This is a genomic window from Pseudomonas sp. Pseusp49 (assembly GCF_059491875.1).
This window is the reverse complement of sequence record NZ_CP168514.1, coordinates 2,600,041-2,620,729: the sequence shown is the minus strand read 5'-3', so window position 1 is coordinate 2,620,729 and position 20,689 is coordinate 2,600,041. Positions and strand designations below refer to the sequence as shown.

General features: G+C 62.8%; 15 protein-coding genes and 1 pseudogene. 1 reads left to right on the top strand and 15 read right to left on the bottom strand.

What is annotated here, in order from left to right; genetic code table 11:
• Nucleotides 1-25 precede the first annotated feature (25 nt).
• A complete protein-coding gene (locus ACEN83_RS11870) occupies nt 26-640 on the top strand; it encodes a dihydrofolate reductase family protein (RefSeq protein WP_116582145.1) in 615 nt (204 codons plus the stop codon).
• A gap of 38 nt (nt 641-678) precedes the next feature.
• Here the strand turns inward: ACEN83_RS11870 and ACEN83_RS11865 are convergent, their stop codons facing one another.
• The 15 genes and pseudogenes from ACEN83_RS11865 to ACEN83_RS11795 form a co-directional block, all read right to left on the bottom strand.
• Nucleotides 679-1,821 (bottom strand): acyl-CoA dehydrogenase family protein, encoded by a 1,143-nt coding sequence (locus ACEN83_RS11865; RefSeq protein WP_495580383.1) that lies wholly within the window; start codon nt 1,819-1,821, stop codon nt 679-681.
• Nucleotides 1,822-1,833: 12 nt separating this feature from the next.
• Entirely contained in the window at nt 1,834-3,027 is a 1,194-nt protein-coding gene (locus tag ACEN83_RS11860) for an acyl-CoA dehydrogenase family protein (RefSeq protein WP_495580382.1), read from the bottom strand.
• A 158-nt stretch (nt 3,028-3,185) separates the two neighbouring features.
• Nucleotides 3,186-4,268: a Zn-dependent alcohol dehydrogenase gene (locus ACEN83_RS11855; RefSeq protein ID WP_495580381.1), complete on the bottom strand. Its 1,083-nt coding sequence runs from the start codon at nt 4,266-4,268 to the stop codon at nt 3,186-3,188.
• A 28-nt stretch (nt 4,269-4,296) separates the two neighbouring features.
• A complete protein-coding gene (locus ACEN83_RS11850; protein ID WP_495580380.1) occupies nt 4,297-5,649 on the bottom strand; it encodes a coniferyl aldehyde dehydrogenase in 1,353 nt (450 codons plus the stop codon).
• Between the two features lie 131 nt (nt 5,650-5,780).
• On the bottom strand, nt 5,781-8,030 hold the full coding sequence (locus tag ACEN83_RS11845) for a LuxR C-terminal-related transcriptional regulator (protein ID WP_495580379.1): 2,250 nt from the start codon (nt 8,028-8,030) through the stop codon (nt 5,781-5,783).
• A 136-nt stretch (nt 8,031-8,166) separates the two neighbouring features.
• On the bottom strand, nt 8,167-9,534 hold the full coding sequence (locus tag ACEN83_RS11840) for a DUF1329 domain-containing protein (protein WP_104448589.1): 1,368 nt from the start codon (nt 9,532-9,534) through the stop codon (nt 8,167-8,169).
• Between the two features lie 26 nt (nt 9,535-9,560).
• Entirely contained in the window at nt 9,561-11,393 is a 1,833-nt protein-coding gene (locus tag ACEN83_RS11835; protein ID WP_495580378.1) for a DUF1302 domain-containing protein, read from the bottom strand.
• Nucleotides 11,394-11,551: 158 nt separating this feature from the next.
• Complete coding sequence (locus tag ACEN83_RS11830; protein WP_495580377.1) at nt 11,552-12,340, bottom strand: crotonase/enoyl-CoA hydratase family protein; 789 nt, start codon at nt 12,338-12,340, stop codon at nt 11,552-11,554.
• A 9-nt stretch (nt 12,341-12,349) separates the two neighbouring features.
• Complete coding sequence (locus ACEN83_RS11825; protein WP_495580376.1) at nt 12,350-13,351, bottom strand: acyl-CoA dehydrogenase family protein; 1,002 nt, start codon at nt 13,349-13,351, stop codon at nt 12,350-12,352.
• A gap of 24 nt (nt 13,352-13,375) precedes the next feature.
• Nucleotides 13,376-14,533, bottom strand: coding sequence for an acyl-CoA dehydrogenase family protein (locus ACEN83_RS11820; protein WP_495580375.1), 1,158 nt, complete (start codon nt 14,531-14,533; stop codon nt 13,376-13,378).
• Complete coding sequence (locus tag ACEN83_RS11815) at nt 14,530-15,738, bottom strand: lipid-transfer protein (RefSeq protein ID WP_007974201.1); 1,209 nt, start codon at nt 15,736-15,738, stop codon at nt 14,530-14,532. Before ACEN83_RS11815 ends, ACEN83_RS11820 begins: the two co-directional genes overlap by 4 nt.
• A gap of 31 nt (nt 15,739-15,769) precedes the next feature.
• Nucleotides 15,770-16,909: an acyl-CoA dehydrogenase family protein gene (locus ACEN83_RS11810; protein ID WP_095967213.1), complete on the bottom strand. Its 1,140-nt coding sequence runs from the start codon at nt 16,907-16,909 to the stop codon at nt 15,770-15,772.
• A gap of 235 nt (nt 16,910-17,144) precedes the next feature.
• Nucleotides 17,145-18,668, bottom strand: coding sequence for a long-chain-fatty-acid--CoA ligase (locus ACEN83_RS11805; protein WP_495580374.1), 1,524 nt, complete (start codon nt 18,666-18,668; stop codon nt 17,145-17,147).
• Complete coding sequence (locus ACEN83_RS11800) at nt 18,659-19,093, bottom strand: PaaI family thioesterase (protein ID WP_218484002.1); 435 nt, start codon at nt 19,091-19,093, stop codon at nt 18,659-18,661. Before ACEN83_RS11800 ends, ACEN83_RS11805 begins: the two co-directional genes overlap by 10 nt.
• Nucleotides 19,093-20,652, bottom strand: a pseudogene (locus ACEN83_RS11795) (acyl-CoA synthetase); the annotation flags it as partial. The pseudogene ACEN83_RS11795 and the gene ACEN83_RS11800, both read right to left, overlap by 1 nt.
• Between the last annotated feature and the right edge of the window lie 37 nt (nt 20,653-20,689).

Sequence of the window (20,689 nt, the reverse complement as noted above, 5' to 3'; positions counted from 1 at the left end):
CACCAGGACGAATCAGGAGAAAAACATGCGCACACTGACCGTTGCCGCGTTCGTCAGTCTGGACGGTGTCATGCAAGCGCCCGGCGGGCCTGAAGAGGACACCAGTGGCGGATTCCGCTTCGGTGGCTGGATCGTGCCCTACGCCGACCAGACAACCGGCCAGGCCGTACAGGACCTGTTCTCACAACCGTTCGAGTTACTGCTGGGGCGTCGGACCTACGACATCTTCGCCGCCTATTGGCCGCACGCTTGTGCCGACTCCCCCCACCACACCATTGCCGACCTGTTCAACGGCGTGCCCAAGCACGTGGCCACCCATCGCGGCGATTCGCTGGAGTGGCACAACAGTCACGCGCTGCCGGGCAACCTGGTCGACGCGATCAGCGCGCTCAAGCGCCAGGACGGTCCTCGGCTACTGACCCAGGGCAGCGGCGACCTGGTGCGCCAACTGCTTGCCGCCGGCCTGGTGGACGAGTTGCGGCTGATGATTCACCCCATCCTGCTGGGACGCGGCAAGCGCCTGTTCGACGACAACGCACAGGCGGCGGCCTTCACCTTGCTGAACTCGATCAGTTCGCCCGGGGGTGTGCTGATCGCCCGCTATACCCGCAGCGGCGAGGTGCGCACAGGTACGTTCTAACGTGGCGGGCGGCGATAGCCTCGCGGTTGGGGTATGCCTCACGCCACCTGCAGCAACTTCGCGTAAGCCTGCAAATGGTGATCGTCATCGCCAAACTGACGCGCCACCATCAGCAAATGCCTGGCGTGGTGCGACAGCATGTATTCCCAGGTCAGGCCGATGCCGCCGTGCAACTGGATACCCTGGTCGGCGACAAAGCGGCTGGCACGACTGACGATGAACTTGGCGGCCGCCAGGATGCGGCTGCGTTCGTCACTGTCCGCCTGATCGGCCACGCAGGCCGCGAGCAGTGTCATGGACGTGGCCTGGTCCAGCTCGATGCGCATGTCCACCATACGGTGTTGCAGCACCTGGAACTTGCCGATGGGCTGACCGAACTGCTGGCGGGTTTTCAGGTAGTCGAGGGTCAACGCGCACGCCGCCTCCATGCTGCCGACGGCCTCGGCGCATTGCGCGGCGATGCAACGGCCCTGCTGATAACGCAGCGCCGGCAAGGCCCGCCCCACTGCGCCGAGTACCGCACTGCTTTTGACGAACACGTCGTCCAGGTACAGTTCGCAGGCCATCCGCCCATCCTGGGTGGCGAAGTCGCGTCGACCGACGCCGCGGTCTTGCGGGTCGACCAAAAACACAGTGATGCCCTGCTCGTCCCGAACCCCGTGACTGGTGCGCGCCGAGACAAGAATCAGCCCGGCGCTCTGGCCGCCGATGATCACCGACTTGCGGCCATTGAGCTTCCAGCCGCCGCTGACCGCCTCGGCGGTCGTCTGAACGTCGTGCAACTGGTAGTGACTCTGCGGCTCATCGAGGGCCACGGCCAGTTGCAGGCTGGCGCTGCCGATTTGCGGCAACAGCGTGTCTTTCTGGGCGGCGGTGCCCAACTGGTCGACCAGGCCACCGGCGAAAATCACCGAATGCAGGAAAGGCTCCAGGCACAGGCCACGGCCCAGTTCGGTCATGATCAGCATGTTCTCCACACCGCTGCCACCATAGCCGCCATAAGCCTCGGCAAAGGGCACGGCGCAGAGGCCGAGGTCGCCCAGTTGCTGCATGAACGGGTCGCTGAAGCCGTGTCTGCTCTGGCGGTATTGCTCGCGATGCTCGAAACCATACACGTCACGCACCAGGCGCGCGGCGGTTTCCTGCAGCATCAGTTGCTCTTCTGTCAGTTTGAAATCCATGATCGGGGCGCCTTACAGTTCGAGGATCATTTTCGCGATGATGTTCTTCTGGATCTCGTTGGCGCCGCCATAAATCGAGGCTTTGCGCGCATCCAGGTACTGGTAGGTGGCCGCGCTGCTGTAGTCGGTGTACAGCAAGGGTTCGCTGCCGTAACCCAGCTCATCCTCAATGAACGGCAACGCATACGGCCCCACGGCCTTGCTGATCAGGTAGGTAATCGCCTGCCGGATCTCGGTGCCCTTGATCTTCAGGAACGAGCTTTCGGCACCGGGGACTTCGCCGCTTTGTGTCGCCGCCAGGGTTCGCAGGTTGCTCATTTCGGCCGCCATCAACTGCATCTCGACTTCAGCGATCTGCGTGCGGAACAACGGGTCGTCGATCAGTGGCCGGCCATCGCGGACTTCCTGGCTGGCAATGCGCTTGAGCCGGGTGAGCAATGCCTTGTTCTGCGCAATCCCGCCGATGCTGGTGCGCTCGTGGGTCAACAGGTATTTGGCGCAGGTCCAGCCCTCATTCTCCTGCCCGACCCGATTCGCCACCGGCACCCGCACGTTGTCGAAGAACACTTCGTTGACTTCATGCTCGCCGTCGAGGGTGATGATCGGCCGCACAGTGATACCGGGGGTTTTCATGTCGATCAGCAGGAACGAAATGCCCCGTTGCTGACGCGCCTCGGGGTCGGTGCGCACCAGGCAGAACATCCAGTCGGCGAAATGCGCCAGCGTGGTCCAGGTTTTCTGGCCGTTGACCACATAGTCATCGCCCTCGCGCACCGCACGGGTTTTCAAGGACGACAGATCAGAACCGGCACCCGGTTCGGAGTAACCCTGGCACCACCAGTCTTCACAGGAAAGAATCCGCGGCAGGAAGTGTGCTTTCTGCTCGGCGGTGCCGAACTTGATGATCACCGGGGCAACCATTTTCAATCCGAAGGAAGATACTTTCGGCGCCCCGGCCGCAAAGCATTCCTCGTCAAAGATATGCTTTTGCACATCGCTCCAACCGGTACCGCCGAACTCGACAGGCCAGCCCGGTGCGAGCCAGCCTTGCCGGTTGAGTGTGCGCATCCATTGCACCTGATGCGCTTTGCTCAGGCGCTTGCCCAGGGCGATCCGCTCGGCGAATTCAACGGGTAGGTGATCACGAAGAAATACGCGCACGTCCTCGCGAAACGCGCGCTCGTGCGCAGAGAATTCAATGTCCATCCATCCACTCCAAAAGCATTGGGGCTTACCCACAACCCCTTGTAGGAGCGAGCTTGCTCGCGATGGTCGCCAACGATAACGCTGGTTTCCTGACTCCCCGCGGCGTTCTCGGGTTTTTCGCGAGCAAGCTCGCTCCTACAAGGAAATGACGGGGCTTATCAATCGAAAACAATCACCGAACGCGCCAGCTCACCGCGGCGCAGCTCATCAAACGCCTCGTTGATCTGGTCCAGACGGATGCGCTGGGAAATCATTTCATCGAGCTTGAGCTTGCCGGCCATGTAGAAGTCCACCAGGCGCGGCATGTCGACCGGGAAGCGGTTGGAACCCATCAACGAACCCTGGATACGGCGTTCATGCAGCAGTTGCAGCGGATCCAGCTCGATTTTCAGGCCGGGCTTGAGCATGCCGATCACGGTGGCGGTACCGCCGCGCGCCAACATGGCAAAGGCTTGCTCGGCGGTCTGCTTGAGGCCGATGCATTCGAAGGCGTGGTGCACACCGCCACGGGTCAGTTCCATCACTTGCCTGGCGGCATCGCCGTCCCGGCCGTTGATCAGGTCAGTGGCACCGAATTGTTTGGCCAGTTCCAGCTTCGAGTCGAGCATGTCGATGGCGATGATCCGCCCTGCCCCGGCCAGTGCCGCGCCGTTGATGGCTGCCAGACCGATGCCGCCGCAACCGATCACGGCCACGGTCTCGCCCGGCCGCACCTTGGCAGTGTTGAACACCGCGCCGGTGCCGGTCGTTACGGCACAACCGAGCAGCGCCGCACGGTCCAACGGCATATCGCGACGGATCGCCACACAGGCGTTTTCGTGCACCAGCATCTGCTCGGCGAACCCGGACAGGTTGACGAATTGCGGCATCGGTTTCTGCACGTAGGTCAGGCGCGACTCTTCGTCCTTGTCACGTTTGGTTTCCGGCGACACGCAACGCGCCAGGTGGCCGGTGACGCAGTGCTCGCAATGGCCGCAGAACACCGTCAGGCAGGTGACCACATGGTCGCCCGGCTTGACCGAACGCACTTCGGAGCCGACCTGCTCGACCACGCCGGCGGCTTCATGACCCAACACCATCGGGCCGGGATACGGAAACGAGCCGTCGATGACGTGCAGGTCCGAGTGGCACACCCCCACGGCTTTGGTGCGGATCAACACTTCACGCGGGCCCGGTTTGCTGATGCCCACTTCTTCGATGACCAGCGGGGCTCCAACCTGATGGAATACGGCAGCTTTCATGACAGTTCTCTCGACAATGATATGGGGTTCAGGCCGGGTTGGCCGCTGTACGCAAAACGGCTTTGGCATGGCTGAAGGTGCGGAAACCGTCGATGCCGTGATAAGCCCCCATGCCGCTCTGGCCGACGCCGCCGAAGGGCAGGCCTTCGGTGCTGGCATGACTCATCACGCCGTTGAGGGTCACGCCGCCGGAACAGGTACGGGTCAGCACCAGGGCTTCTTCGGCGGCATCGTTGCCGAAGTAGTACAAGGCCAGCGGACGAGGCCGCGCATTGATCTGGGCGATGACTTCGCTGAGGGTTTCGTAGGGTTTGATCGGCAGCAGCGGACCGAAGATTTCGTCCTGCATCACCTGCAGGTCGTCGCCGGGATTGCGCAGCAGCGTCGGTACGATCTTGTTCAAAAGCGACTGGCTGAAATCTTCAGCGCCGGCATTCAGTTCGATCAGCTCGACACCCGCGGCGCGGGCCTCGCTCAGGTAACCCTGCAAACGCTCGAAATGACGGGTGTTGATGATGGAGGTGTAGTCGGGGTTGTCCTTGAGCGTCGGGAAGAACTTCGCCACCACGGCTTTGGCCACGGCGATAAAAGCCTCTACCGATTCTTGCGGGACAAACACGTAGTCCGGTGCCACGCACAACTGACCGGCATTGAGCAGCTTGCCGATCACGACCTTGGCCACCGCTTCGTTGAAGTTTGCCGAACGCGAGATGATCGTTGGCGACTTGCCGCCCAACTCCAGGGTCACCGGCACCAGGTTTTCCGCCGCGGCCCGTAACACGTGCTTGCCGATGCTGGTGGCACCGGTGAACAGCAAATGGTCGAACGGCTGGCCGCAGAACGCCTGCCCGACGTCCGCACCACCCAGGACCACCGCCACTTCGTCCTCGGCGTAGACCGAGCGGATCAGCCGCGCGATCAGCGCCGACGTATGCGGGGTGAATTCCGAGGGTTTGATCATTACCCGGTTGCCCGCCGCCAATGCGCCGGCCAGCCCGCTGAACACCATGTAGCCCGGCACGTTCCAGGCCGTGACGATGCCCACGACACCCAGCGGCTGGTATTGCACCCAGGCTTCGCCGGCGCGGGCCCGACGTTGTTCCGGGCGCATCCATTCGGCCAGTTCGGCCTTGGTCTGCTGCAGTGTCGCCAGTGGCGACAGCACTTCACTGCCCTTGGAGAAACCCGGGCTGCGATGGCCGAAATCGGCGGTCAGGGCCTCGATGATGTCCTGTTCGTGATTGACCAGCAAACCGATGGCCCGGTCGAGCAACTCACAGCGCTCTTCAAGGGTATAGGGCTCGCGGTCCTGGAAGGCCGCGCGTTGTTTTTCCAGGATCGTGCGGATGTCACAGCTCGTCGAACTCTCGATGGCGCTCATCACTACCTCTCTTGTTTTTGTCAGGCCGCAGCCACGGCCGGGCGGCAATGCACAGGGTCTGGCTGCATGGTTGATCATCGCGGGCGCCACGCCGCCACCCGGATCAGGTGGGTGGCGTGACGGCGATGAATTCAGGCGAGGATGCCCATGGCCTTGGCGCTGTTGATGGCCTGGGTGCGACGGCAGGCACCGAGCTTGACGTTGATGTTCTTGGCGTGGGTTTTCACGGTGTTTTCCGAGATGAACAAGCGGCTGCCCACTTCGCGTACCGACATGCCCTCGGCCAGCAACTTGAGCACCGACACCTCGCGGGGGGTCAGGTCATCCTGGTAATCCGGCACACCCGTAGAGAGACGAGTGACAGAGGCATGGCCGGTTTCCGCTGGCTGTTCACGGGCCAGAATGCGGTTTTTCTGCCGGGCAATCGGTGCCTGATACAAGGCGTTGTCGATCTTGCCCCACTGCATGCGCCGCTCGGCCTCATGCAACAGCAAATGAGCCTTTTGTGGGTCGTGGTTGCGCGAGGCAATCTCCGCGAGCAGCAGATAGCCATTGAGCACAAAGGGGGCGCAGCAATCGCGGACCTGCAGCAACCCCGCCTGGATCACCACTTCGGCTTCGCTGCAATGCCCTTGCTGCAACAGCAGCTCGCCGCGCAGGAACAGCAGCCGACCGAGCAGCGGATAAGGCTGCGACGGGACCGACTCCAGCCGGTCCAGCTCAGTGCGCAACAGTGCCTGGGCAAAACCCGATTGCCCCCTGAGCATCATCAGGCGGACCCGGTCGGCATTGACCAGCACTTCCGATTCATGACTGCCCTGGCGCCGGGCCAGCTCCAGCGAGTGATCGAGCAAGGTTTGCGCTTGTGCAAGATCGCCGGTCTCCATGGCAAGGCGCGCCAGGATGCAATGGCACAACAACACCGACAACCAGTCCTCGCCCCCAAGATAATCAAGGGCTGCACGGCAATGCAGGCGCGCCGCCCCGGTCTGTCCACGCAAGGCCTGCAAGGTGCCAAACAACGCCTGCCAGTTCGCCAGCAGGCGTTGATTGCGTACCGGGTCGGCCAACGGCAAAAAATGCCCCAGACGCGCCAGGCACTCGGCGGCTTCGTCCAGTCGCCCACTGAACAGCAAGGCCTTGGCGCACAGATAGATCAGACGCGGGCTGCTGTGCAATAACTGCGGCTCGATGCGCTCACGCCATTCCATCAGTTTGCTCAAGTGCCGTTCCCTGAGAATCCAGCTCAGCCACAGGCGCTCCATGTAGTTGGCAGCCACTTCAGGTTGATCGGCACACAGTGCCTGCTCCACCGCGTCGTCGACATGCCCGAGCACACTGAGCAGCTGGCAGGCCCGCAAGCGCAGCCGGTTCAACGGCGCACCGCTCAATTGACTTTGCAGGGCTTGCGCCACCGCGGGTAGCAGGCGGAACCAGCCGGGTTGTTGCTCGATCGGGAACACAAAGGCCTGGCACTGCAACAGACTGTTGAACACCCGCGCCGCTTGCCGGCCTTCCCACAACTGTTCGCAGAGGTCCGCACTGACGCGGGACAAATGTGCCAGCCCACCCATCACTTCGCGCTGCTCGTCACTCAAGCGCGACAACAGTTCACGCTCCAGGTATTGGCCGAGCAATGGCGATGGCTGGGCATGATCCAGCGCAAGCGACAGGCGAACACCGGCGCACCACCCGCCTGTCTCATGCCAGAGAGTTCCCCTGGCCGACGCATCGGTGTGTGGCGCCAGGGCGTCAATCAGCGATTCGAACTCATCGGGGCGCAGCGCCAGTTGCCGGGCACCGAACTCCAGCAACTGACCGGTCAGCATCAGGCGCGGCAGGTTCCAGTCCGGACGTTGGCGACAGGTGACCAGCACCTGCATCTGCGGGTTTTTGAGGGACAGGAGTCGGTCGAACCAGTGGTTCAGGTCTACGGGCATATCCACGGGAAGGTCGTCGAACACCAGGCGGATCGGGCGGGATTCGTTTGTGTTTTCTGCCGACAGGAATTCGTTGGCTGCACGGGCCTCTTCGCGGGCAAGCCCGCTCCCACAGTTGACCGTGTTCCCCTGTGGGAGCGGGCTTGCTCGCGAAAGCGATAGGTCAGTCGCCGAATTACTAAAATCAAGAAACGCCAATACCCCATCCGGTGCAGTATCCACCGGCAACCCAAGCGCCCCCGCCAACCTGGCAATAAAGTGCTCCAGCGTCTGCCGCTGTCCGCCCAAAGCCATCCAGACCACCGCCCCCGGCGGCGCAATGCCTTGCAAGTACTGCTGCAACAAGGACGTCTTTCCATACCCGGCAGGCGCACAAAGCAGTTGCAAGCGACACGGCTTGCCCTCAAGTGCATCGATCAGATGCGGCCGTGGCACAAACATGGCGGACCTCGCTGATGGGGAGTAGGCACCATCATTGAGCCCGCCGCCGGATAACGCGCCACCCGCATCAGGTGGTAGGCGCCGAACAAAGCACAACGCCCTGCGAACAGGGCGTTGTCTGAAGCGCGGCAACGGGTCAGCGAATACCGTCGTTGCGCAGCGCCGCCGGGGTGAAGTCGGTCATCTTCGCGGTCATGCCGTAGGTCGTGGCATGCCTGGACTGGTTGGTCATCGCCAGGACGTTGTAGCGACCGGCGATCAGGTCGTAGATGCCGAGCATGGAGAAGTTCGACGAACCGCGCTCGTAATCATTGACCGCATAACCTTCCGCCACTCGCCACAGCTGCCCGCGACCGTCGTAGTGATCGACCTCGGCCAGTTGCCAGGTGTCCTCGTCGAAGTACATGTCGCGCTTGGCGTAGACGTGGCGTTGACCGGGCTTGAGCGTGGCCTGCACGTGCCACACGCGGTGCAACTCGTAACGGGTCAGGTCCTGGTTGATGTGCCCCGGCTTGATGATGTCGTCGTACTTGACCTTCGGCGACTGCAACTTGTAGTTGTTGTACGGGATGTACAGTTCCTGTTTGCCCACCAGCTTCCAGTCATAACGATCCGGCGCGCCGTTCATCATGTCGGTGTTGTCGGCGGTGCGCATGCCGTCGGAACCGTTGCCCGGGCCGTCATACGCCACTTGCGGTGCACGGCGCACGCGGCGCTGACCGGCGTTGTAGACCCATGCCAGGCGCGGCTCCTTGACCTGGTCGATAGTCTCGTGGATCAGGATCACACTGCCGGCCATGCGCGACGGCGCGGTGATTTCCTGTTTGTAGTAATACAAAACGTTATCGGCCTGCCCGGCATCGACGCCTTCCATCAACTGCGGAAAGGCCAGTTTGTCCTCGTACTCGACGATGGAATAGGAACCGTTGGTTTGCGGGGCCGCCTGGGCCGCGATACGTTCCATGTTGCCGCCGCGATAGCGGTTGGTGTGGTTCCAGTACACCTCCACACCGTTCTTTGGAATCGGGAACGGGTAATAGCGGGTCTGGGTGAAGTTCACCAGGCCATTGCCGTCGGGGGTCAGTTCGGTGGTCACTGCACTCTTTTTGGCGATGTCATAGATGTTCTGTGGCGACGCGGCCGTGCGTTGGGTCTTGTACACCGGGATCCTGTAGCTGTCCGGATATCGCTTGAACATCGCCAGTTGGCCGGGGGTCAGCTTGTCCTTGTACTGCTCGACGTTGGCTGCCGTGATCACGAACTGCGGTTTTTCACTGGCAAACGGATCGCCAAGAAATCCATTGTCCAGTGGCGCCGCGCCGGGTTTGAGGCCACCGGTCCAGGCAGGAATGCTGCCGTTGGCATTGCCCTCTTTCTGCGCCCCCAACGGCGTCAGGGTGGTGCCCAGCTGGGCCGCTTCCTGCGGGGTGACTGCGGCCATGACCCCAGTGGCCAGCAACGACAGACTCAGTGCGCCGGCGCGCAGAATTAAACGTGCGTTCATGTTCAGTTTCCTCTGGCAGGGTTGCATCAGAAATTCACGCCGAAGCTCAGCGCGGCGTAGTCGCGGTCGACGTTGGTATTGAAATCGCCACCGAAGTAGTTGGTGTAACTGAGGCTGGCGGTGTAGGTGTTCTGGTAGTCGGCATCGACACCGAGGCTGACCGCCTTGGAACCTTCATCGAAGTTCGGGCCGTAGCCCTGAACGTCTTGAGACCAGGCAAGGTTCGGCGACAGGTTGATACCGGCGATAGCGTTCGGGTAATCGAGCTTGCCGCGCAGGCGATAGCCCCAGCTGCTGCTGGTGTAGAAGCCATCGTTGTTGCACTCCTGCGCCGGGTTGCTGGCGTTGGGCTGGCCCACTGCGCTGCCACGGCAAGTGGCGGCACCGGCGGCACCCGGCAGTTCACCGGAACCGAAGGCCGGGCTGCGACCGAAGCGCAGATCCGTACCGTCCGCCTTGCCCAGGCCGTTGATCTTGTTGTAACCCACCTCGCCCACCAGGGTCAGGCGACTGGCACCGAACACCTGATCGAAGAACTGCGTCGCGGTCACCTGCGCCTGGGTCACCGGCATGCGCTTGTAGCCATTGACCTCGCCACCCAGGGTGCGCCCGGCGAAACCGGTGGTGATCAGGGGCGATGTGGCGCCGAAGGTCGCCGCAGACAGCAGGTCGGCGGTGTTCAGTTGCAGCGGCATGTTCGGCCGGTAGCTGAGTTCCCCCCCCAGCGAAACGCCCGCGACGTTGGTCTGGAAGCTCAAGCCATACAGGCGAATGTCTTCCGGATAATCGATGAAGTAGCGGGCACTGCGCGCCGAAGCCACGCCCCCGGCCGGGTTGCTCATCTGGTTGATGCTAAGGAGCGGGTTGCGGCTGTGATAGTTCATCGCATAGGCGCCGAACTCGGTGTCGTTGGCTTCCGGCACGTACCAGCGCAGGGCCAGGCCATACTGGCCGCTGTCGCGTGCATCGTTGTCGTTGAGGCGCGGGATAAAGGCGTCATCGGTGCCTGCGGCAATGGCTGCCAGACCACCGGTGTTCTTCGCCACGCCCGGTGGCAGGTCGAGACCGGCGATCACCAGGCGGTCGTCACAGCCTTGCGGTACGCCGTCATTACCAAAGAACGTGCCGCAGTTGTCCACCACCGACTTGTCCCATTGCAGCTGGTAAAACGCTTCGGCGGTGATGTTGTCGGCCAGGCCCTGGGACACGTACAGCAGGTTCACCGGAATCAGGCCTTCCTTCACTTCCGCACCAGGACGACGCAAGGCGGCGACGTCGATCGGGTTGATGCTGTTGATCGAGTTGCCGATGAAGGTACTCTCGCCCCAGCTCACCACTTGCTTGCCCAGGCGCACGTTGCCGACCTGATCGCCAATCGAGTAGTTGTGGTAGACGAAGCTGTCGAGAAACATCGCGCCGGAGGACTTGGCGGCGCGATCACGCCCCGAGTCGTTGATGTCATAGAACGGGCGGCTCTCGTCCATCAGCTCGAAGTCATACCAGTATTTACCGCGCACGAAGGCGCCGCTGTCACCGTACTTGAGCTCCAGGTCATGCACGCCCTTGAAGATCTTCGAGAAGGTTTCACCCTTCTTGAAATTCAGGCGGTTGTCGTCGGTGGTCCGGGACGCGGACTGACCGCCGGTCACGCCCTGTGAGTTGAAGTTGGAGATGAATTGCTTGTCTGCATCAGCCGTCGACCAGCTCGCCCCTATCGACAGCGACGAATCGAAACTGCCCTGAATTTCCCCGATATTGAAATCAACAGCGTGAGCCTGATTGCTCGCGCAAGTGGCAACCATTACAGCGACGGCCAGCAGACTCGGCTGGAAGACTCCGCGCATTGTTTTTGTTGTCATGCGGTTTCTCCGGTTAAGGATTAAGTGTTGGAGCGCCCATGCTAGTGGGGCTCCGGCCCGTCCCTCACACCCGAACGGGTGATTTGAAGGGGTGTTGGTCGCGAGGTTTCGCGCGGTGTAACAACCTGGTATTCGCCGGGCGTTACGCTCGGTGACATTCACCCGGTAAAGCTCGGCACGCGCTTGTCGATAAAGGCCGCCACGGCTTCGCGGTGGTCGGCGGTCTGGTGCGATAGCACCTGGAACGTCGCGGACATTTCCAGCAGCGTATCGAGCCGGGTGTGCAAGGCTTCGCGCAGCAAGCGCTTGGCCAGACGCACGGCGTGAGGCGGGTTGGCGGCAATCGACGCGGCGATGTCCCGTGCCGTGTCCAGCAACTGTTCGGCGGGAACAACGCGGGACACCAGGTTCCATTGCTCCGCTTGACGGGCGTCGATCATTTGCCCGGTCAACGTCAACTCGGTGGCACGGGACAGACCGATGATCCGTGGCAACAGCCAGGCGCCACCGTCCCCCGGAATGATCCCCAACTTGACGAAGCTCTCGGCAAACTTCGCCTGCTCGGACGCCACGCGGATGTCGCACATGCAGGCCAGATCCAGCCCCGCACCAATGGCCGCGCCATTGACCGCGGCGATCACCGGGACCTCCAGATTGAACAGCGCCAGGGGCAGGCGCTGAATGCCGGTGCGATATTCCTGACGCAATTGCATACCCGACATTTGCCCATAGCGGTCCATGTCGCGCACGTTGCCGCCGGAACAAAACGCCGTGCCGGCGCCGGTGATGATCACGGCACGCACGCTGCTGTCGCGCTCAATGCGCTCGATGGCTTCGAGGAACTCCGGCACGGCACTGTTGCCGGTCAACGGATTGCGTCGCTCGGGGTCATTCATCGTCAGGGTGACGACATGACCTTCCTGTTCGTACTTCAAAAACTGGTTCATGGCTGATCCTCAAGCGATGGGAGACGGGGTTACGTGACGAACGAATTCGCAGGCCGTGACGTTCGGCTGCGTCAGCAACGCCTGGCCGACAATCCCGTTCCAGTACGTTTCCGAACCTTCGCTGACGCGCCACTCGTGCAGGCGCCGGGTGAACAGTTGCAGGTCCAGTTCTTCGGTCACGCCGATGGCGCCGAACAATGCATGGGCGATGGCCGTGACTTGAGGCACCGCCATGCTGGTCCGCGCCTTGGCAATGGCCGTCGCCATCAGCGGCGGCACCTGCGAATCGCCGGCAAACGCCAGTTCAGCGGCGATGCGCGAAGCGGCAACCTGCTCGGCCATCACGCTGAGCTGATGCTGCACCGCCTGGAACTTGCCGATGGCCTTGCCGAACTGCACGCGGTCGTTGCAGTACTCAAGCGTCATGGCAAGTGCCTGCTCCATGGCCCCGGCGATGGCGGCGGCGTGGATGGCGGCGTTGAACACCCGTACTTCCTCGCCGTTATTGCCGATGGCACTGCCGAGTGAGTCCTGCGACCAGTACAAGGTGGCGCATTGGCTGCCATGAACGCCCGTGGGCTGACGGCGGGCCAGGCTGCAATCGAGCAGCAACAACTGGCCTTCCAGGTTGACCAGGGCGAAATCGGCCATCAAGCCAAACGCCACCCGTGGCACGCACAACAGGCCATCGGGCTGGCGATGGGCTGTACCGGCCAGGGTCAACATGCCGCTCGGTGGCGCGCTCGGGCAGTCACGCATCAACGCGCGAGCGGCCATGCTTTGCGCCGCCGGGACCGGCAGCGCGCAGCGACCGAAGGCGACAAAAATCGGCAGCAGTGCATCGAGCGCAAGGCCCGCGCCACCGGCGACTTCCGGCGTCAGCAATTCGAGAAAACCGCTGTCTTCCAGGGCGCTCCACAACGTCGTTGCGCTGTCTGCGCTTTCCACGGCACGGACCCGCGCCGGCGTGCACAAGTCGCTGAGGATCTTTTCAATGGCTTCAGTGAACATGACGTATTTCCTGTTGGAGGTGCATCAGCGCAGGCCCAGGCCGCGGGCGATCATGCCGCGCAGGATTTCCCGGGTGCCGCCGCGCAACGAGAAGGTCGGCGCGACCTGATTCAGGTAGGCGACCGTGCTGTAGAGCGCCTCATCGACCGGTACATCCGGATCGGCGCTGATCGCCGCAGCAATCGCCGCCGGGATCGCTTGCTCGAATTCGGTGCCGATGTCCTTGACCAGTGCGGCTTCCACCACCGGGCTTTGACCCCGTGCGAGCAGTGCGGTCAGTGCCAGCGACAGGTTGCGCAAGCAGGTGAGCTGGCTGAGAAAACTACCGAGCAACGCAGTCTCCTGGGCCGTCGCGCCTGTGCGCCGCAGCGTCTCGGCCCACAGGTCGAGCAACACGATGCTGGAGTAGAAACGCTCCGGCCCGCTGCGCTCGAACGCCAGTTCGGCGTTGACCTGTTTCCAGCCACTGCCCTCCTCGCCCACCAACGCGTCTTCGCCGAGCAAGACGTCGTCGAAGGCCACTTCGGAGAAATGCGCGTCACCGGCCAGGTCAACGATGGGACGCACGCTGATACCTGGCTGCTTGAGGTCGATGATGAATTGCGACAGCCCGTTTTGACGGTCCTCGGGCGCACCGCTGGTGCGCACCAAAGCGATCATGTAGTCGGCGTGATGGGCGTTGGTGGTCCAGATCTTGCGCCCGCTCAGGCGCCAACCTTCAGGGCAACGGGTGGCACGGCTGCGCACGCTGGCCAGGTCCGAACCCGAGTTCGGTTCGCTCATGCCGATGCAGAAAAACGCCTGGCCGGCGCAGATGCGCGGCAGGAAAAAGTCCTTCTGTGCATCGCTGCCGAACTTCAGGATCAACGGCCCGCTCTGGCGGTCGGCGATCCAGTGAGCCGCCACCGGAGCACCGGCAGACAGCAGCTCCTCCACCAGCACGAAGCGACTGAACGCATCCAGCCCGGCACCGCCATAAGCGGCGGGCAAGGTCAGGCCGACCCAGCCGCGCTGCGCCAGTTGCCGACTGAAATCTGCATCGAAGCCGGTCCAGCTGCGCGCTCGCACACTTGCCGAAACCCTTGGCAGATGCTCGGCCAGAAAAGCCTTGACCTCGGCACGAAAGGCTTCTGCGTGTGGCGGCAGCGCGGTCAGGCGAAAGGCGTCGAGCAAGCTGCTCACTGGGCACCTCCACTGACTTTGCCGTACAGCGTCACCACGCATGCACCGCCCAGCCCGAGGTTATGGGCCATGGCCAGGCGCGCACCGTCGACCTGCCGCTGCTCGGCATTGCCGCGCAATTGCTGGGTCAGTTCGTAGCACTGCGCCAACCCCGTCGCGCCCAATGGATGGCCCTTGGAAAGCAGACCGCCGGACGGGTTGATCACGATCTGCCCGCCGTAGGTGTTGTCACCGTCCATGACGAACTTCTCGGCCCCGCCCTCGGGGCAGAAACCCAGCGACTCGTAGCAGATCACTTCGTTCTGGGCGAAGCAGTCGTGCAGTTCGCAGACGTCGATGTCCTGTGGACCGACGCCGGCCTTCTCGTACACCTGGCCCACGGCGGCGTGGGTCATGTGGGTGCCCACCCAGTCGAGCATCGACGGTTTTTCGAAGTTGAAGGATTCGGGTGTGTCGGTGGTCATGGCCTGGGCGACGATTTCCACGTCGCGGCGCAGGCCATGTTTTTTCGCGAAACGCTCGGACACCAGGATCGCCGCCGCGCCGCCACAGGTCGGCGGGCAGGCCATCAGGCGGGTCATGACGCCTGGCAGAATCACCGGGTCGTTCATCACGTCTTCGACGCTGAGCACCTTGCGAAACAATGCCAGCGGGTTGTTGGCGGCATGACGGCTGGCCTTGGCGCGCACTGCGGCGAAGGTTTCCATTCTGGTGCCGTATTTCTGTATGTATTCGCGCCCGGCACCACCGAAGGTACGGATGGCCTGGGCCATGCCATCCATATCGGCGGTCAGGCCGCGCAGGATCGGCAGGAAACGTTCACGGGTCGGCGGACGGTCGTCCCAATGGGACTTCAATGCGCCGGCCTGCATCTGCTCGAAACCCACCGCCAGTACGCAATCGGCCGAGCCGGATTCGATGGCCTTGCGCGCCAGGTACAACGCGGTGGAGCCGGTCGAGCAGTTGTTGTTGACGTTGACCACCGGGATCCCGGTCATACCGACTTCGTAGAGCACGGTCTGGCCGCAGGTGGAATCGCCGTAGACGTAACCGGCATATGCCTCCTGGACCAGGTTGTAATCGATCGCCGCATCGGCCAGGGCGCGACGCACCGCTTCGGCGCCCATCTGCACATAGGTCGGGCTGTCGCTGGGCTTGCGGAACGGGATCATGCCGACGCCGGCAACCAGTACTTTTTCGCTCATGGTGTCACCTGAAAAAATGCGGGAAAAGGAATCACAACTGGCGCGCGATGAGTTCGCGCAGCACTTCGCTGGTGCCACCGAAGACACGCGTCACGCGCATGTCGACGAAGGCGCGGGCGATCGGGTACTCCATCATGTAGCCGTAGCCGCCATGCAGCTGGACCATGTCGTCGATGCACTTCCACAGCGTTTCGGTGGCCAGGAGCTTGGCAATGGCCGACTCCTGCACCGTGAGGCGACGACGCATGTGCTCACTGATGTAGTGGTCGATGGTCAGGCGCACGGCCGTGGCCTGGGCCTTGATGTCCGCGAGCTTGAATTTGGTGTTCTGGAAGTCCCAGACGGTCTGATTGAACGCCTTGCGGTCCTTCACGTACTCGACGGTCTGCTCCAGCAGGCGTTCGAGCTTGGCGGCGCTGTACAGGGCGATCACCAGGCGCTCTTGCGGCAACTCTTCCATCAGGTGCATGAAGCCCTTGTTCTCTTCACCGAGCAGATTACCCACCGGCACACGGACATCGTCGAAGAACAGCTCGGCGGTGTCGGCGGCGTGCTGGCCGACCTTGTCCAGCTTGCGCCCGCGGCGGAACCCTTCACGGTCGCACTCGACCATGATCAGGCTGCAGCCCTTGGCCCCGGCACTCGGGTCGGTCTTGCACACGACCACCACCATGTCGCAGGTCAGACCGTTGCTGATGAAGGTCTTGCTGCCGTTGATCACCCACTCGTCGCCGTCACGCACGGCGGTGGTGCGGATCGCCTTGAGGTCGGAACCGGTGCCCGGCTCGGTCATCGCGACGGCCAGTACGGTTTCGCCGGTGCAGATTTTCGGCAGCCATTTCTGCTTCTGCTCTTCGGTGCCCAGACGCACGATGTAGGGCGCGACAATGTCCGAATGCACGCCCAGGCTCCAGCCCGAAACCCCGGCGCGGTACAGTTCTTCGATCAACACCGCCGAGTGGCCGAAGTCGCCGCCGCCACCGCCATATTCGGTGGGCACGGTGAGGCACAGCAGATTGTGGCGGCCAGCCTTGAGCCAGGTTTCCCGGTCGACCTGCCCGGCCTCGTCCCACTGCGCCTGTTTGGGCAGGCACTCACGCTCGAAGAAACGCCGCGCGGTGTCGCGCAGCATTTCGTGGTCTTCACGGTAGACGGTACGGTTGATATGCATCGGGATCTCCAGTGGGTTACCAGGCAAGGCTTGCGCCTGGTTCGTGGAACCACTGTATTGGCGGGGGGTGGGTCGTGAAGCCACCCGGATCGGGTAGCGATCACCGCCCACTGTCCAGACACAAACAAACCCGTAGGAGCTGCCGCAGGCTGCGATCTTTTGATCTTGATTTTTTGAAGATCAGGATCAAAAGATCGCAGCCTGCGGCAGCTCCTACAGGGGGCGGTTGTGGGGGTTATGGGCGCAGTTCGCGCTTGAGGACTTTGCCGGCGGCCGAGAGCGGCAGTTCGTCGCGAAACTCAACGGTTTTCGGGCATTTGTAGGGTGCGATGAACTCGCGGCAGTACCTGCGTAATTGCTCGGCATCGACCAGGGCACCGGGCTTGCGCACCACCACCGCATGCACCGCTTCGCCCCACTGTTCATGGGGAACGCCGATCACCGCGCACAGCGCCACGGCCGGGTGTCGTGCGAGGACGTTTTCGACTTCCGCCGAGTAAACATTTTCGCCACCGCTCACGATCATGTCCTTCAAGCGGTCGACGATGAACAGGTAACCCTGCTCGTCCATGTACGCTCCGTCGCCAGTGAACAGCCAGCCATCGCGCAATGCCCTGGCGGTTTCCTCGGGCTTGTTCCAGTAACCCTGCATGATGTTCGGCCCGCGCACGATGATCTCGCCCACCGTGCCACGCGCAACTTCCTGACCTTGCGGGTCGACGATCTTCACGTTGACCCCCAACCCGCCGCGCCCGACCGAACGCGACAGACCACTCTTGCGTGCCTGCGCCGTGTGATTGCACGGCAGATTGCTCGACACCACCGGGCAGGCTTCGGTGAGCCCGTAGGAATGAGAAAGCTCGAGATCCGGAAGCCGGGCCAATACCTGCTCCACCATTTCGCCAGCGCTGGGTGACGCACCGTAGGTCAGGCGTTTCAGGCTACTGAGGTCATGGCGATCGAAGTCCGGATGGGCCAGCAGCGCCAGGATCATGGTCGGCACCAGCAGCGTCTCGGTGATCCGTTCCCGCTCGATCACCTGCAGCACTTGGGCCGCGTCGAAACTCGACAGCAGCACATGGCTTTCACCGGCCATGAACTGAATCAGTGCCCGAGCCATGCCGGCGACATGGAACAGCGGTGCCACGTGCAACAGTCGACCGTCATGGATCGGCGGCATGTCGACCATGCGCGGCATGCACGCCGACCACAGGTTCAAGTGCGACTGCATCACGCCCTTGGGAAAGCCGGTGGTGCCGCCGGTGTACATGATGCAGGCGAGGTCTTCACCGCCACGCCCGGCGTCTTCGACCGCCGCGGCCTGGGCAATCAGTTGCTCGAAGCCCAGCATGCCCACCGGCACTTCGCCCTCGCCGGCATAGATAAACCGTGGCACATGGCGGGCACTGATGCGGATCTTCTCGGCAAGTGGTGCAAAGTGTTCGTCGACGATAAGGATGCCGGTACTGCAATCGTCCAGCGAATAGACGATCTCCGGCACGCTCCAGCGGATGTTCACCGGGTTGAGCACCCCGCCGCCCCACCACACGCCCATGATGTATTCCAGGTAGCGGTCGGAGTTGAACGCCAGCATGCCGACCCGATCGCCGGCCGCCATGCCCAGACTCTGCAAGGCACCCGCCAGGCGAGCGACGCGGTCACCAAACTGGCGATAGGTCCGACGGCGATCACCAAAAACCGTCGCGAGCTGATCCGGGTTCTGTTGCAACGTGCGTTGCAGGCATTGGGTCATGTACATGGCGTCTGGCCCTTCCAGGGGGTGAAGACGCCGTTGGCACGTAACACCAGGCGCTCACCGACCTTCAACAGGCAGCTGGCGCTGATGAAGGTGCCGCCGCTCTTGAGCACTTGCACATGCGCCTCCAGCCAGTCTCCTTCGCGCACCGGACCGAGGTAATCGACGTTCAGATTGACCGTCACCGCCACCGACTGCGACACCGAAAGGCGCCGCAAAATGACGCCGAACGCGCTGTCCGCCACCGTGGCGAGAAAGCCGCCGTGGGCGATGCGCACGTAATTGAGATGCTGGGGTTCGAGGCGCACCGCCAGGATCGGCAGCGTTTCATGCACATAAAAGTCGCCGCAACAGCGCAAAAAACCCGAGCGTTGTTCCAGCGCGCAGAAGCCCTCGGGAATCAATGCGCCACCGTTCACTTGTGGCATCAGCTGACTCCCCGATCCTTGCCGGCCCAAAACGGCTCGCGCAGATCGCGCTTGAGCACCTTGCCAGCGCCAGACAGCGGCAACGCGGTGCGGAACTCGACCGACTTCGGCGTCTTGTAGCCCGCGATCTGCCGCCGGCAATGCTCGATGATCGCGGCGCCCGCGGCTTCGTGATCGGGCTTGAGCACGATCACCGCATGCACCGCTTCGCCCCACTGCGCGCAGGGAATGCCGATCACTGCGCAGGCGGCGACGGCCGGGTGACTGGAAATCGCGCTTTCGACTTCACCCGAATAAACGTTTTCACCACCGCTGACGATCATGTCCTTGAAGCGGTCGACGATGTAGATATAGCCGTCGTCGTCCATGTAGGCGCCGTCGCCGGTGTGCATCCAGCCGCCACGCAGCGCCTGGGCGGTTTCTTCGGGTTTGTTCCAGTAGCCGAGCATGATGTTCGGGCCACGGACCAGCACTTCGCCGACCGTGCCGCGCGGCACCTCGTTGTCGTGTTCGTCGACGATGCGCACCGTAACGCCCAGCCCTGGCCGCCCGGCCGAGCGCAGACGACCATTGGCAATGCCTTCGGCGCTGTGGTTTTCCGGACCGTTGGCGCTGATCGGCGGCGCCGCTTCGGTCATGCCGTAGCCCTGGGTGAACTCGACATTGGGCAACGCCTTGAGCGCCAGCTCCAGCAAGGGCACGGCAATCGGCGAGGCGCCGTAGGTGAGACTGCGCAGGCAGCTCAGGTCATGTCTGGCGAATTCCGGGTGCATGATCAATGCCTGAAGCATGGTCGGCACGATCAGGATGTCGGTGATGCGCTCGCGCTCGATGGTACGCATCACGTCCAGGGCATCGAAGGCCGGGACGAAAATGCTCGGCAGACCGAGCAGCGAGATCAGGATGACCCGCGACAGCGCCGCCAGGTGGAACATCGGCGCGATGTGCAGGGTCAGGGCATCCGCCGGCACCGGCACATCGGCCGCACGGGCCACGGCAGCGGTCCACAGGTTCATGTGCGACTGCATCACACCCTTCGGCCGGCCGGTCGTGCCGCCGGTGTACATGATGCTCGCCAGGTCATCACCGCCGCGAAAGGCGTCGTCCACCGGCGTGGCTTCACGAATCAGTTGCTCATAGGACAGCATGCCTTGGGGTAATGGCCCGTCGCCGATGTGAATCAGCAATGGCCGTACCTTGGCGCTGCAGGCGATGTCTTCGGCCATGGGCAGGAAGGTGTCGTCGATCAGCAGGATGCGCGTGTCACAGTCATCCAGCGAGTAGACGATTTCCGGCACGCTCCAGCGAATATTCACCGGGTTGACCACGCCGCCGCCCCACCAGGTCGCCAGGAAATACTCAAGGAACCGGTCGGAGTTCAGGCCCAGCAGGCCGACGCGGTCGCCGGTCTGCATCCCCAGTTGCTGCAAGGCCCCGGCCAGACGAGCCACCCGCTCGACCAGTTCGGCATAGGTGCGGCGGCGGTCGCGAAAGACCGTCGCCACGGCATGGGGACGTTGCTGCAACACGCGGTGCAGGCCTTGGGTCAAATACATGGGGTTCTCCTGTGAATTATTGTTGTCAGGTCAGGACGAA

Coding starts and splice junctions, on each gene's coding strand:
- ACEN83_RS11850 (WP_495580380.1), bottom strand. CDS start 5,649: ATGAGCGCCATCGAGAGTTCGACGAGCTGTGACATCCGCACGATCCTG.
- ACEN83_RS11810 (WP_095967213.1), bottom strand. CDS start 16,909: ATGCATATCAACCGTACCGTCTACCGTGAAGACCACGAAATGCTGCGC.
- ACEN83_RS11800 (WP_218484002.1), bottom strand. CDS start 19,093: ATGCCACAAGTGAACGGTGGCGCATTGATTCCCGAGGGCTTCTGCGCG.
- ACEN83_RS11870 (WP_116582145.1), top strand. CDS start 26: ATGCGCACACTGACCGTTGCCGCGTTCGTCAGTCTGGACGGTGTCATG.
- ACEN83_RS11825 (WP_495580376.1), bottom strand. CDS start 13,351: ATGTTCACTGAAGCCATTGAAAAGATCCTCAGCGACTTGTGCACGCCG.
- ACEN83_RS11855 (WP_495580381.1), bottom strand. CDS start 4,268: ATGAAAGCTGCCGTATTCCATCAGGTTGGAGCCCCGCTGGTCATCGAA.
- ACEN83_RS11845 (WP_495580379.1), bottom strand. CDS start 8,030: ATGTTTGTGCCACGGCCGCATCTGATCGATGCACTTGAGGGCAAGCCG.
- ACEN83_RS11835 (WP_495580378.1), bottom strand. CDS start 11,393: ATGACAACAAAAACAATGCGCGGAGTCTTCCAGCCGAGTCTGCTGGCC.
- ACEN83_RS11860 (WP_495580382.1), bottom strand. CDS start 3,027: ATGGACATTGAATTCTCTGCGCACGAGCGCGCGTTTCGCGAGGACGTG.
- ACEN83_RS11815 (WP_007974201.1), bottom strand. CDS start 15,738: ATGAGCGAAAAAGTACTGGTTGCCGGCGTCGGCATGATCCCGTTCCGC.
- ACEN83_RS11830 (WP_495580377.1), bottom strand. CDS start 12,340: ATGAACCAGTTTTTGAAGTACGAACAGGAAGGTCATGTCGTCACCCTG.
- ACEN83_RS11865 (WP_495580383.1), bottom strand. CDS start 1,821: ATGGATTTCAAACTGACAGAAGAGCAACTGATGCTGCAGGAAACCGCC.
- ACEN83_RS11805 (WP_495580374.1), bottom strand. CDS start 18,668: ATGTACATGACCCAATGCCTGCAACGCACGTTGCAACAGAACCCGGAT.
- ACEN83_RS11840 (WP_104448589.1), bottom strand. CDS start 9,534: ATGAACGCACGTTTAATTCTGCGCGCCGGCGCACTGAGTCTGTCGTTG.